Raw genomic sequence first — 13,545 nt, forward strand, 5'->3', positions numbered from 1 at the left:
TCGCGGACATGATCGCCCACGAGGCGCAGATGGTGCGCGACGATCCGGACATCGCCGGCCTGCTCATCGAACAATGCGCCTCGCTAAGCGACGCGGACATCGTCGGCTGTGCGCGCGACGCCAGTTTCGAACACCGGATGCTGCTGGCGGTGCGACGGGGCCTGTCGGAGATCGTGACCGAGACCCTGTTCTCCTTCGGCGAGATGGAGGTGATCGAGGCGGTGCTGCGCAACACGACCGCGCGCCTGTCGCAGCTGGGCATCGAGACGGTAGTGGGCCTGAGCCGCCAGTCGCCGAGCCTTTGCAGCCCCCTGCTGAAGCGGCCCGAGCTGAGGCCGTCGGGCGCCTATGTCATGTTCTGGTGGTGCGCGCCCGAGGATCGCCGCACCATCCTGCAACGGTTCGCCGTGTCGCGCGAAGTCATGCAGGAGGCGTCCGAGGACGTCTTCGCCATCGCCAATGACGAAAGCTGGTCCGATCCTGTCGCGCGCAAGGCGCTTCAGTTTATCGAGCGCCGCCAGCGCAATCGCGCCGCCATCGAAAAGAGCCCGTTCGACAATCTGGAACACGCCGTCATGGTCGCCGCCAGCGATGGCCTGACGCGCGAGACGGCGTCCGAGATCGCCTTCCTGGCCGGGATCAAGCCGCTGACGGGGGCCAAGCTTCTGGGCGATCCCGGCGGCGAGCCGCTGGCGATCCTGTGTAAGGCGACGGGGATGTCGCGCGTCGATCTGACCAATCTGTGGCGCTCGATGCGGCGGCCCGAGACGACGGCGGACGGCAAGATCCATCCCGACTGGGAGCGTGTGCAGATCACCTATGAAATGCTGGCCGTCGATCGCGCCCAGACGGTGTTGCGTTACTGGAACTGGTCTTTGTCCTCGGCCTTGACGCCCACGCTGTTGCGCGCCATTCGCGACGGCGAGGATGACGCCGTCGATGAATATTCGGCGCCGGAGCGGGCGGCGATGATGGTGCTGGCCGAAGACTTCGGTCGATAGGTCTGATCACTAAAGTCGAATGCATAGACGTGCATATCGCACCGCTTATACGCGTGTTTGCTTTCACGACGAAACAACCCTATGACGCTATTGGGGTCGTTCGGTTGGAGAATCAGCCGAACTCAATAAATCAGGAAAGCGAAGCCGATAATGGAAGATAAGCCCGAACTGCTGGAGATGACCGCAGACATCGTGTCGGCCTATGTCGGCAATAACTCGGTCTCGGCAGAGGCCCTGCCTGCGCTTATCGCCAATATTCACGCCGCCCTGTCGGGTGTGTCGAACGGTCCGGTCGAGGCCGAACCTGAACCCAAGGAACCGGCGGTGCCGATCCGCAAGTCGATCGCGCCCGATTTCCTGATCTGCTTGGAAGACGGCCGCAAGTTCAAGTCGTTGAAGCGTCACCTGCGCACCAAATACGACATGAGCCCCGAAGAATACCGCGCCAAATGGGGTCTGCCGAAAGACTATCCGATGGTCGCCCCGAACTACGCCAAGGCGCGTTCGGAACTGGCCAAGTCGATGGGCCTGGGCCAGGGCGGCCGCAAGCCCGCCCGCGCCGCCGGAACCCGCGCGAAGAAATAAGCCGAGGTTTTTCGGTCTGGAGACGCCCGCTTCCATCAGGAGGCGGGCGTTTTTGCTTTGGGGGCGCACGAGCATTCTCCCTCCCCGTAGCGAGGAGGGTGGCTGAGGCGCAGCCGCAGCCGGGTGGGGACGGCAGGGAGACGTCCCACGGATTTGTCTTTGATCTGATGAGTGCGCCCGTGCCGGGCCGCCCCCACCCGGTCGCTGCGCGACCACCCTCACCCGCAGGGAGGAGGGAGAAATCATTACTGCTTCAGGCCGCCTGGGCGGTCCGGCGCATGCGCCAAAAGCGCAGGGTGCGCAGGGCCGCGTCGCGGGTCAGTTCGCCGTACATGCGGCCGTAGGCGGCGGCCTTGCCCATCGGATTGTCCTCGGCGCCCAGGACGGCGACGGCGTAGGTCAGATAGACGGCACGGTCCATGTCGGCCGCCTTGCAGACCACCGACAGGGCGTCCAGATCCTTGCGCTCGACGATGCCGCGCGCGGTGTGGAAGTCGATGTCGGCCAGCTTGGACAGGGCGATCAGGAAGGGCGTGCGGCCGTTGGAGCGCAGGAAGCGGATCAGGGTCTGAGGCGTCAGCTGGCCGGCGGCCTGAAGCTCGTCGATGTAGGCCAGGTTCTCGGCATAGTCGGCCGGCAAAGCGCCGTCGTCGGTGGCGACGCGGGTGCGGCCGGCGGCCAGCGCCGCCTCCAGCAGGGCCGGATCCATGCGCGCGTTCTGTTCCAGGATCTGGTGACGCAGCCGCGCCTCGACGACGAAATACATCTCGTTCAGCAGGTCGGCGGGCAGGCTCTGGCGCTCGACCGTGGCGGCGTGCAGGGCCGGATTGGCCTTGGCGCGCTCGATGGCGGTTTCGGAGGCGGCGCGCGACAGTTGGGCGCCGTCGTTGCGCAGCAGGGTGTTCAAGGTGTCGTCGTCCCCGTGCTCGACGATGACGTCGGAAACCGCCTCGGACACCGTCGCGCGGCCCGAGACGGCGCGCAGATGCCCCTGGCTGCGCTTGCGCACGACCTGGATCAAATCCTCGTCGGTCAGGACGGTGGAGGCGCGCAGAACCTGTTCGGCGACCTCGATCTCGTCGTCGGCGAAACGGCGGATCAGGCTGTGGGGGGCGTTGGGGGCCTGGGCGAAACGGGCGGCCAGTTCGGCGCGGACCGCGACCTCCATTTCGGCCGACAACTTGGCCAACACCGTGCCGTAGAGCGCGGTTTCGTTTGCGTTGGGCGCAGGCGCACCGAAGAAATGGGCCGTCAGTTCGCGAAGCAGCAGGCGACGTTTCTCGCTCGACTCCTCGCCGGCCAGGGCGATGAGTTCAGGCAGGCGCGAGCCCTTGATCTCGGCAGGTTCGATCACGGCGCGATCGTTCATGGCAGGTTGTCGGCTTCGGTCTGGGGCACGGCGCGCAAGGAACCGTTGGCGTTGCGGATCAGGGCGGGCGGACCGTCCGGCTGGGCCAGGTCGCTGGACTGCGGCGTCTGGGCCATCTGGACGGGCAGGGCGTCGAGGTAGGTCTGCTGCGGCGCAGGGATGGCGTCGGGGTGACGGCCGGCCTGGCGGTGGACCGAATAGTAGCGGGCGCTGTTGTCGCCGGCTGTGGGCGTCGGGGCGGCCTGACCGCTGGCGGCGACGGCGGCGGCGTCCAGCGGCGCGCCGGCCTGGGGCCGTTGCAGACGATAGATGGGGGCGTCGCGGCGCGGGGCCATCGGGTCGGCGATGGCCGCCTGAGCCGGTTGGGGCGCGGGTTGCGGCTCGGCCTGCGCGGCCTGTTGCGGGATGGGCGCCGGCTCGGCCTGCATCTGGGGTTCAGGCTCAGGTTGAGGCGCGGAAGGCTGCGGCTCCGGAACATAGGGCGAGGGCGCGACGCGCGTCGCCGTCGCCTGCGGCGGTGCGGTTTCTACGGGTGCGGCCTCTACGGGTGCACTATGCGCAGGCTCGGCTTGCATCGGGGCACGCTGGGGCATCCAGGCGCTGGCGGGCGTCAGGCCGTTGCTGCGCGGCGTCGTGACCGAGGGGGTGACCGAAGGGGCGGGCGACAGGCGGGCCAGGGGGATGGCGCCGGGCAGGGTGCGATTGGCGGCGGTCAGGGTCGGGGCGGGCGCCTCGGCCTGGATGACGGCGGGCGTCGGCGTCGCACGCGCGGAGACCGCCGGCTTGCCGGGCCAGGACAGGTAGCGCAGGCCCGACGCGTTGGTCGGCGCCTGTTGCGCCACGGCGGCGCCGGCCGCCAGATTGACGGCGGTCAGGACGATCGAAACTGCGAGGGCGCGGCGCACGGCGGCTCTCCGGAGAGGAATTCCAGCGCGCACACTAGAGCTCGGACCCTTAATCCCGCGCTAATGTGAAGCCAGGATTCGACAACGACCGCGTGTCAGCCGCGACCGGGCAGATAGTTGTCGGTGAAGGCGTCGCGCCAGTTCAGACCAGACTCGTAAACCCCCGCTTTCGAGGTCACGTCGAAGAAGGCCTGCCAGCGTTCCTCGGTCAGGGCGCCCAGGCCGTAAAGCGCCGCGTCGCCGCCATCGACGATGGCGTAGTCGCGCAGGCGCTCGCGGGCCTGATCCAGCACGGCCTGGGTCATGTCCGGGTTGTCCTTGCGGATCAGGGCGTCGGCGGCCGAGGCGTCGCCCCGGATATAGTCGCGCCACCCTTCCGCAGAGGCGGCGATGAAGCTGCGCAGCGCCGCGGCATTGTCGCGGGCGAAGGCGTTGGGCGCCAAAACCATGGCGGCGTAGGAGGGATAGCCCTCGTCGGCCAGCAGAAAGACGCGCGGGTCGAAATCGGCCGCCTGTTCGATGGCGTAGGGATCGCTGGTCAGATAGCCCTGCTGCACCGCCCGCGCATTGGCGATGAAGGCGGCGGGGTCATAGGCGAAGGGGCGCAGCTGCTCGTCGGTGAAGCCGTATTTGGCCTTCAGCCAGACCCAGAAGGTGCTGATCCCGGCCTCGGACAGCAGGAAGGGCCGGCCGGCCAGATCGGCGATGGTCTCCAGCGCCGCGTCGGGATGGGCCATCAGGACCTGCGGGTCCTTCTGGAAAAAGGCGGCGACCGCCTTCACCGGCGCGCCGGACGCGACCAGGTTCAGGGGGATGAAGCTGTTGGAGCCCATGCCCAGTTCGACCGCGCCCGTGGCCAGCAGTTGCGGTACGTTCACGCCGGGGCCGCCCTGGACGACCTGGACGTTCAGCCCGCGCTTCTCATAGGCCCCGCTGGCGAGCGCCTGATAGAAGCCGCCCTGTTCGGCCTGGGCGCGCCAGTCGGTCGCGAAACGCAAACGCACGCGGCCCTGTTCGTCCACCGGCGCCTCGGCCCGCCCGCAGGCCCGAAGCCCGATCGCCCCCGCCGCCACAGCCGCCCCGCCCGCGATCAGCGCGCGGCGACGGGTCAGCAGGCGATTCCCCAACAAGCTCATGCCCCTGACTTACGGGGCGATAGGGGCCTTGGGAAGGCGGGGCGTCAGTCCGCCGCGTTGTCTGATGTCGAAGAGGCCCCGTCGCCGGGACTTTGGGAAAGAACATAGCGGACGGGCGCTACACAGCGAACGCCCGCCTGGAACCCGGAGTCGGCCCGGCTGGTCTGAACCACGCGAACGCCGCTTTCGCCGAACGCGGAGGCGGGCTGGGCGTCGATGACCCCTACATTGCCGATTTGACCCCATGTGGCGAAGTCGAACCGCACGCGGGCCCAGCCCTCGATCCCGCGATCCCTGAAGGCCTGAGGGTAGGTTTCCGGCGTCGCGCGCGCCTGGAATCGCGCACCGACTTCGGGGGGACAGTTCTGCAGCGGATCGTCGCTGGTTTGCTGCATCACCGGCGCGCGAAGGTTTTCGCCGTACCGGTAGAAGTTGAAGACGCAGCCTTTCAGCGGCGCTCCGCTCTCGACAAAGGTTTCCGACACGGCGCGCCGCGTTTCGGCATCGAACGCCGTATCACCGGCGGAACCCAGGGTCTCGACATTGACGGCGCGCCCGTCGGCGTCGACGTCCCAGCGAACGACCGTCCAGGATCGACCGCCTGGCGGCGGACGCTGTCCGATCTTGTAGTCCGGATAACTGACGGTGCGGGGCGCGCGACCGCCTCTGCGCTCTTCTCCGCAGTTGGCGTCTGGCCCAGCGAGACGAACAGCCACGGCGTCTCGGATGGGACCGCGCGTCCGCGTGACCGCGAAATAGCGCAGCAGATCGCCTGTCGTCGCCTCGATGAAAGGTTTGGCCGTGTAACGAATGGTCATGATGCAGTCGCGACGAGGGCCATCGAAGCGCCAGGCGGCGAGGGCGGCCTGTTCATGTTCTGAGCCAATGCCGGTCGGGATGATGATCGGGCTGTTAGAGGGCGTCGCAGTTCGGGGCGCACGAATGTCGAAGGTGCGACCCGTGTCATCGACGCTGAAAGACAGGGAGACGGACGTTCGGTCGGCCCGAGATGGGCCAGTAGTTTCCACGCGGAGATCGTCGGAAAAGGTCGGCTTAACCGCCTGACCGTCACATTGGATGTCGGTCGAGGGGATCAAAAACACGACCTGCTCCGGCGATGTCGCACTTTGATGGCGAACGACCGGCGCTTGCGCCCACCCGGGCGCCGTCATCGTCAGAGCAAGGCCGAGGCCGAACAGGATCGCGCGCATGGGTGTCTCCGTCTGCACTTCATGGGTGCATCTGGCGCGGCGGCTGTCTAGCGTGATTTCATGTCTTCGGCGCCCCAATTGAGCGAGGGGACGAAGCGTGCGGGCGGACCCGTCAGCTTGGTCCCCTCGCCAAGTCCGGGTTGGACTTGGCCGTTCGGGTCTGGACCTTGGCGTCAGCGTCGTTTCGGGCGAACCCGAAAGGGCGGTCGGCTGTATCCTGTCGCGCTCCTGGTCTTCGGCGTCCCACGGCATTTTAGTCCGCGTCGTCCGTCGATCCCGATCCGGTTCTCCTGTCTGCCGTCGATCCGAAGACCGTCGAAGACTGGAGCCTGGATCCCGCCTATCGCACGTTACGATCCGAAGATCGCCCGAAGCGCCGGGTCGGAGAGCCGGGCCGGTTCGCTGGAGGTCCAGGTCTCCCTGGATTTCCGCTGCCCCGTGTCCCTTGGCCTGTTGACGTTCGGACGAAACCGGCTATGAGGCAAGCGCCCGAACTCGCCCCAGTGTGCACGATTGGCCCGGCGGCGGTGGACAAGCCTGTGAACATCGGTGGACGGATCAAATTCGCGATTGCGGATCAGCGTCTTGTCTTGTCCACAGAAACGCGGCGATAGAGCGCTATGTCCGGCGTCGGACACATTGCGCTGCAACCGTGCGGCGCGCTTTGGGTTCTGTGATCAACGGACAAAAGTCCTTGGGGGAATTCGTTGTCCAACACCGGCTCTGACCACGCCTTGTCTATCGGTATCAATCGCAGCCAGCTGGCCCAGATGTTCGCCCATGCGCCGGGGTTCATGGCGCTGGTCACGGGCCCGGACCATCGGTTCGAGCTGACCAATCCCAACTACCAGAAGGTGATCGGCCACCGCGAGGTGATCGGGCGCACGGTGGGCGAGGTGCTGACCGATGCGGTGGCGCAAGGCTATCTGGATCTGCTGGACCAAGTTTACCGCAGCGGCGAGGCGCACCGGGCCGACAGCGCCCTGTACGCCGTTCAGGCCGAGCCGGGCGGCGAGATCGTGGACCGTTACGTCGATTTCGTCTTCCAGCCGCTGAAGGAGGACGGTCGGGTCTGGGGCGTGTTCATCCAGGGGATGGACGTGTCGGATCGCCACCGGGCGGACCAGGCGCTGGCGCTGAGCGAAGCGCGCTACGGCGCCCTGTTCGCGGCGATGGCGACAGGCTTCTGCGTCATCGAGATGAAGTTCGACGCGGCCGACCGGCCCGTCGATTACAGGATCGTCGAGGGCAACAAGGCCTTCGAGGAGATGACCGGCCTGGTCGACCCTTACGGCAAATGCGTCAGCGAGATCGCGCCGGGGCTGGAGCAGCACTGGTTCGATCTCTACGGCGGGGTGGCGCGGACGGGCGAGCCGGTCCGTTTCGAGAACCCGGCCGACATCTTCGGTCGCTGGTATGACGTGCAGGCGCTGAGGATCGGCCAGCCGGGCGCCTGGCAGGTCGCGATCCTGTTCAACAACATCACCGAGCGCAAACAGAGCGAGACGCGTCAAAACGCGCTGCTGGAGCTGAACGACGCGATCCGCGACCTGACCGACGCCGGCGACATCGCCCAGGCCTCCGCCCAGGTTCTGGCCCGCACCATGGGCGTGAGCCGGGCCGGATACGGCACGGTGGACACGGCCGCCGAGACCATCACCATCGCGCGCGACTTCAACCAGCCGGGGGTGAGCAGTATCGCCGGCGTCCTGTCGTTCCGCGACTACGGGTCCTATATCGAGGACATCAAGCGCGGCGAGACGGTGGCGATCGACGACGTCGCCCGCGATCCCCGCACGGCGGATACGGCCGAGGCCCTGAGGGCCATCAGCGCCGGGTCCTTCGTCAACATGCCGCTGATTGAACAGGGGCGGGTCGTGGCGATGGTGTTCGTCAACCATGCGACGCCGCGCCATTACACCGACAGCGACCTGCGCCTGATGCGCGACGTGGCCGAGCGGGTTCGCACGGCGACCGAGCGCGCCCGAAGCGAGGCGGCCCTGCGCGACAGCGAGGCCCAGTTCCGGGTCTTCGCCCAGGCCACGCCGATCCAGATATGGGCCAGTTGGGCGGACGGGTCGCTGTATTGGTTCAACCCCCAGGTCTATGCCTACTCCGGCCTTGCAGAGGGCGCGTTGGACGGCACGACCGGGTGGGGCAAGATCGTTCATCCGGACGACCTGGACTGGGCGTCCGAGCGATGGGTCCAGGCCCTGGCCAGCGGCCAGGTCTATGAGAACGAGTTCCGCATCCGCCGCCACGACGGCGTCTATCGCACCTTCATGGTGCGGGCCGAGCCCGTCCATGACGAAGAGGGGCGGATCCTGCGCTGGGTCGGGTCCAACACCGACATCGAGGACCTGCGCCGCCAATCGGCCGAACTGGCGCGGTTCAACGAGACGCTGGAAGAACAGGTCGCCGAACGCACCAGCGCCCTGATGCAGGCCGAGGAGGCGCTGCGCCAAAGCCAGAAGATGGAGGCGGTCGGACAGCTGACCGGCGGCATCGCCCACGACTTCAACAATCTGCTGGCCGGCATCAGCGGCAGCCTGGAACTGATCACCAACCGGATCGCGCAGGGGCGTCATGCTGAGGTGGAGCGGTTCACGGTGGCGGCGCAGGGGGCGGCGAAACGGGCGGCGGCCCTGACGCACCGGCTGCTGGCCTTCTCGCGGCGTCAGACCCTGGATCCCAAGCCGACCGATCCCAACCGCCTGATCCGCGGGATGGAGGATTTGGTGCGGCGCACGACCGGGCCGGGCGTCGAGGTCGAGGTGGTCGCCGGCGCTGGCCTGTGGCCCGTGTTGATCGACGCGCACCAGCTGGAAAACGCGGTGCTGAACCTGTGCATCAATGCGCGCGACGCCATGCCGAGCGGCGGGCGTCTAACCATCGAGACCGGCAATCGCTGGATCGACGCGCGCACGGCCAAGGCCCAGGATCTGGAGCCCGGCCAATATGTCTCCATCTGCGTCAGCGACACCGGCACGGGCATGGCGCCGGAGGTGGCGGCGCGCGCGTTTGAGCCCTTCTTCACCACCAAGCCGCTGGGCGAGGGGACGGGCCTGGGCCTGTCGATGATCTATGGCTTCGTGCGCCAGTCGGGCGGGCAGGTGCGGATCTATTCCGAGGCGGGCGAGGGGGCGATGATCTGCCTGTATCTGCCGCGCCACTTCGGCGAGGTGGACGACGCCGATCTGATCCCCGAGGTCGAACAGGCCCCGCGCGCCCAGGCCGGCGAGACGGTCATGGTCGTGGACGACGAGCCGACGGTGCGGATGCTGGTCGCCGAAATCCTGCATGAACTGGGCTATCAGTGCATCGAGGCGTCCGACGGCGTGGCGGGGCTGAAGCTGCTGCAATCGGGCGCGCGGATCGACCTGCTCGTGACTGATGTGGGTCTGCCGGGCGGGATGAACGGGCGTCAGATGGCGGATGCGGCGCGGATCGATCGGCCGGACCTGAAGGTGCTGTTCATCACCGGCTATGCCGAGAATGCGGTGGTCGGCAACGGGCACCTGGATCCCGGCATGCACGTCATGACCAAGCCCTTCGCCATGGAGGCGCTGGGCAGTCGGATCCGCGAACTGATCGAGGCGAGCTAGAGGCGGGCGTTCAGCCAGGTGCGGATGGCCTTGCGCGCGCCGCGCGCGGCCGGGCCGCCGAAATGCAGGAAGCCGTGCGGGGTGTCGGGCACACGGATCAGGTCCGCGTCCGACGCCTCACCCCAGCGCGTGGCCATCAACAGACTGTCTTCGAACAGAGGGTCCTGCTCGCCGGCGAGGAACAGGGCGGGCGGCAGGCCGGTCAAGTCGGCATACAGGGGCGAGACGTCGGGCTGGCGCAAGGCCGCCTCGTCGCGATCCGGCGCCAGGCGCGCCAGATCGGCCTGCATCGTCGGGCCGTTGAACAGCAGGGTCTCAGGCCCGGCCGAGCGCACACTTTCGGTGCCCGACAGGTCGAAGACGCCGTAGGTGAAGACGCAGCCCTTCACCAAATCAATCAGCCCCTGGTCGCGCAGGGCGACGGCGGTCAGGGCGGCCAAATGCCCGCCGGCGGATTCGCCCGCCAGAAACAGGGTCGAGGCGCCCAGTCGATCGACATTCGTCACCGTCCAATAGGCGGCGGACAGACAGTCGGCGATGGCGGCGTCGATATAGATCTGACGCCGCTCGGACAGCAGGCGATAATCCACGGAGACGACGCAGAAGCCGTGGTGGGCCAGATGGGCGTTCAGCCGGTCGTTCAGCCCGGCGCTGCCCAGCACCCAGCCGCCGCCGTGGATGTCCAGAATGACGGCGCGGGGCGTGCCCGTCGGATGCAGGATGCGCAAGGGGACAGGGTGGTCGCCGTCCGTCTGGACGACATCGACCGTCACGCCGCGCTTCCTGAGACGCGGCGTGGTGACCCGCCCGGCGGCCGCGTCCAGCCACAGCGACAGCCGCTGGCCCGCATCGATCCGCCAGCCGTCGGTGCGCAGACGCGGCGCGCGGGAGAGGACGGCGTTGATCCGCCGCACCGCCGCCTGCTGGGGCGGGGCGAATTCGACGAGATGGCTGCGCAGGGTCATGAAGCTTGAGTGTGCGGCGGCGGGTTTGGTTTCAAGTCCGGGCCTTTGGCGCAGCCTCGTCAGCCACGACAAAGCCGGTTATCGTCCGCCCCATGAAACGGCTCACCCCCTTCGGCGTCCTGTTGATTTTTGGCTTGGTCGGGCTTTTGACGGGCAAGTTCGGCCTGTGGTTCGCGTTCGGCCTGGTCGCCTGCATCGCCGTCAGCGTGATGCAGAACCGGGGCGCGGCGAAGACGCCGCCCGGGGATCAGGACAGTCAGGGTTAGGACCTCAAGCCGTCCTCGCCGGGTGACCAGCCGTTCGGTCCCTACCCCGCCAGGGCCGCCTTCTTCTCTTCCAGCTCCAGCCATTCCAGTTCGGCGGATTCCAGCTCGGCGCGGGCTTTCTCGGCAGCCTTCATGGCGGCGTCGAAAGCCTTCGGGTCGCGGGCGTAGAGGCCGGGGTCGGCCAGGGTCGCATCGTGTTTGGCGATGGTCGCGGGCAACGCATCGATCAGAGCTTCCAGCTCCTTGAGGCGGTGGGCGTCCTTGAAGGAAAGTTTGGCGGTCTTCTTGGGGGCGACGGCGGGCGGGGGCGCCTCGGCGGCGCGCTGGGCGGCGGCCTTGTCCTGGGGGCGGGGGTTCGAACCGGGCTGAAGGAAGCCGGGGTTCTGGCGGATGAAGTCCGTCCAGCCGCCGGGGGTCTCGACGATGTCGCCGCGTCCGTTCAGGGCCAAGGTCGAGGTGGACAGGCGGTCGATGAAATCGCGGTCGTGGCTGACCAGGATCAGGGTGCCGTCATAGCCCTCCAGCAGCTCTTCCAGCTTGTCCAGGGTGTCCATGTCCAGATCGTTGGTCGGTTCGTCGAGGATCAGCATATTGGCCGGCTTGGCCAGAGCGCGGGCCAGCAGCAGGCGGTTGCGCTCGCCGCCCGAAAGGGTGGAGATCGGCTGGCGCAGCTGGGCCTCGGAGAACAGGAAGTCCTTGGCGTAGGCGGCGACGTGTTTGGACACGCCGCGCACCAGAATGCTGTCGCCGCCGCCCGGCGTCAGGGCGTCCCACAGGGTCATGTCCGACTTCAGCCCCTCGCGCGACTGATCCAGATAGACCGGCTCGAGGTTCGCGCCCATGCGCACCGTGCCCTCGTCGGGGGCGAGTTCGCCCAGCAGGGTCTTGACCAGGGTGGTCTTGCCCGCGCCGTTGGGACCGACGATGCCCAGACGGTCGCCGCGGATGATGCGGGTGGTCAGGTCCTTGAACAGGGTGCGGCCGTTGAAGCCCTTCGAGACATGCTTGATTTCGGCGACCAGCTTGCCCGAGGTCGAGCCGGAATCGACGCCGAGATACAGTTCGCGCGGCACGTCCTTCATCTTCTCGGCGCGCTCGGCGCGCAGCGCCTGAAGCGAGCGGGCGCGGCCTTCATTGCGGCTGCGGCGAGCGGTGATGGAGGAGTAGAAGGTGGCGGTCTCGCGCTCGATGGTCTTGGTCAGGCGCCGAAGGGATTCGGCCTCTTCCTCCAGCACCTTGGAGGACCATTCGTCGAACTCGACGAAGCCCTTGTTCAGAGTGCGGACCCGGCGGCCTTCCAGCCAGTGGACGGTGTTAGTGACGCGGTTCAGGAAGGCGCGGTCGTGGCTGACGACCAGCAGGGCGAACCGGGCCTGAATCAGCTCGTTCTCCAGCAGTTCGATGGCCAGGATGTCGAGGTGGTTGGTCGGCTCGTCCAGCAGCAGCAGGTCGGGTTCTTCGGCGAAAGCCTTGGCCAGGGCGGCGCGGCGGGTTTCGCCGCCAGACAACCCTTGCGTCGACTTCGCCGGGTTCAGGCCGAAGGTCTCCAGCCAGCTTTCGGCCGTCCATGTCTCGGCCTCGCCCGACGACGCATAGTCCAGCAGGGTTTCGCCGGTGATGACCGGTTCCTGCGGCACATAGGCGAAGCGGACGGCGGACTGGATGGAGCGGTCGCCGCTGTCCGGCTCGATCAGGCCCATGACGACCTTCATCAGGGTGGACTTGCCCGCGCCGTTGCGCCCCACCAGGGCGGCGCGGCTGCGCGGTTCGACCGCAAGGTCGACGCCGTCGAAGAGGGGGCGCTGGCCGTCCTGAAGACGGACGTCCTTGAGTGCGACGAGAGGGGGTCTGGCTGCCATGTGACTTTCGATCCTCTCGGGCGACGCCGGAGAGGGAAACCGCGCACAGCGCGGCGGAGGGGGGCGGAAACGGGTGTGATCTAAGGGGTTCAGGCCCATTTCGCCACTGGAAAGGCGATACGAGCCGCAGGCTGTGGATTTGCGGCCGGGCGTCGGGCCGGGCTATGGGCCTGTCATGAGCATGATCACCTGGGCCGCGCTGCTGGGCGCCATCGCGCTGGAGGTGGCGGGCACGACGATGCTGCAGGCCTCGCAGCAGTTCACGCGGGCCTGGCCGACGGCGGGGATGGCGGTCTGCTACGGCCTGGCCTTCTATCTGCTGTCGATCGCCTTGCGGCAGATGCCGGTGGGGATCGCCTATGCGATCTGGAGCGGGTTGGGGGTGGTGCTGATCTCGGTGATCGGGACGGTGGTGTTCCGCCAGCGGCTGGACCTGCCGGCGATGGTCGGGCTGGCGATGATCGTCGGCGGGGTGATGGTGATCAACCTGTTCTCCAAGACGGTCGGGCATTGATTGAATCCTCCCCTGCGAAGCGGTGGAGGGGGCGAAGGCGCGCGCCGCATCGACCCTATTCACACCCAGTCCGTTTCCGCCCCCTCCACCACGCTTCGCGCGGTCCCCCTCCCCCGTGAAAGGGGGGGG

General features: G+C 67.6%; 11 protein-coding genes. 5 read left to right on the top strand and 6 right to left on the bottom strand.

Translation table 11 applies throughout. The features are described from left to right. On the top strand, positions 1 to 1,001 hold a 1,001-nt coding region (locus RT123_RS13905; protein WP_313009739.1), incomplete at its 5' end, for a DUF2336 domain-containing protein. A gap of 150 nt (positions 1,002 to 1,151) precedes the next feature. Next, positions 1,152 to 1,586 (top strand): MucR family transcriptional regulator, encoded by a 435-nt coding sequence (locus RT123_RS13910; RefSeq protein ID WP_055753018.1) that lies wholly within the window; start codon positions 1,152 to 1,154, stop codon positions 1,584 to 1,586. A gap of 253 nt (positions 1,587 to 1,839) precedes the next feature. Here the strand turns inward: RT123_RS13910 and RT123_RS13915 are convergent, their stop codons facing one another. The 4 genes from RT123_RS13915 to RT123_RS13930 form a co-directional block, all read right to left on the bottom strand. Next, a complete protein-coding gene (locus RT123_RS13915) occupies positions 1,840 to 2,955 on the bottom strand; it encodes a DUF2336 domain-containing protein (protein ID WP_313009741.1) in 1,116 nt (371 codons plus the stop codon). Beyond that, a complete protein-coding gene (locus RT123_RS13920) occupies positions 2,952 to 3,860 on the bottom strand; it encodes a hypothetical protein (protein WP_313009742.1) in 909 nt (302 codons plus the stop codon). The genes RT123_RS13915 and RT123_RS13920 overlap by 4 nt, the downstream gene beginning before the upstream one ends. 95 nt (positions 3,861 to 3,955) lie before the next feature. Further along, positions 3,956 to 4,996, bottom strand: coding sequence for an ABC transporter substrate-binding protein (locus tag RT123_RS13925; RefSeq protein ID WP_313009744.1), 1,041 nt, complete (start codon positions 4,994 to 4,996; stop codon positions 3,956 to 3,958). A 44-nt stretch (positions 4,997 to 5,040) separates the two neighbouring features. Continuing rightward, a complete protein-coding gene (locus RT123_RS13930; protein WP_312185494.1) occupies positions 5,041 to 6,207 on the bottom strand; it encodes an energy transducer TonB in 1,167 nt (388 codons plus the stop codon). 734 nt (positions 6,208 to 6,941) lie between these two features. Between RT123_RS13930 and RT123_RS13935 the strand changes: the two genes are divergently transcribed. Next, the gene (locus tag RT123_RS13935; protein ID WP_313009745.1) at positions 6,942 to 9,812 is read left to right on the top strand and encodes a PAS domain S-box protein; all 2,871 of its coding nucleotides are present in this window, start codon (positions 6,942 to 6,944) and stop codon (positions 9,810 to 9,812) included. Here RT123_RS13935 and RT123_RS13940 read toward each other — a convergent pair. After that, entirely contained in the window at positions 9,809 to 10,777 is a 969-nt protein-coding gene (locus RT123_RS13940; RefSeq protein WP_313009746.1) for an alpha/beta hydrolase, read from the bottom strand. The genes RT123_RS13935 and RT123_RS13940 overlap by 4 nt on opposite strands. Positions 10,778 to 10,869: 92 nt before the next feature. On the opposite strand from RT123_RS13940, the gene RT123_RS13945 reads away from it, so the two are divergent. After that, a complete protein-coding gene (locus tag RT123_RS13945; protein ID WP_199060562.1) occupies positions 10,870 to 11,043 on the top strand; it encodes a hypothetical protein in 174 nt (57 codons plus the stop codon). Positions 11,044 to 11,084: 41 nt separating this feature from the next. On the opposite strand, the gene RT123_RS13950 is transcribed toward RT123_RS13945, so the two are convergent. After that, on the bottom strand, positions 11,085 to 12,902 hold the full coding sequence (locus RT123_RS13950) for an ABC-F family ATP-binding cassette domain-containing protein (RefSeq protein ID WP_153925775.1): 1,818 nt from the start codon (positions 12,900 to 12,902) through the stop codon (positions 11,085 to 11,087). A 181-nt stretch (positions 12,903 to 13,083) separates the two neighbouring features. On the opposite strand from RT123_RS13950, the gene RT123_RS13955 reads away from it, so the two are divergent. After that, positions 13,084 to 13,416 (top strand): DMT family transporter, encoded by a 333-nt coding sequence (locus tag RT123_RS13955; protein WP_409514919.1) that lies wholly within the window; start codon positions 13,084 to 13,086, stop codon positions 13,414 to 13,416. Positions 13,417 to 13,545: the final 129 nt, after the last annotated feature.

It is taken from the genome of Brevundimonas vesicularis, assembly GCF_032067225.1.
Classification (GTDB): domain Bacteria; phylum Pseudomonadota; class Alphaproteobacteria; order Caulobacterales; family Caulobacteraceae; genus Brevundimonas; species Brevundimonas vesicularis_F.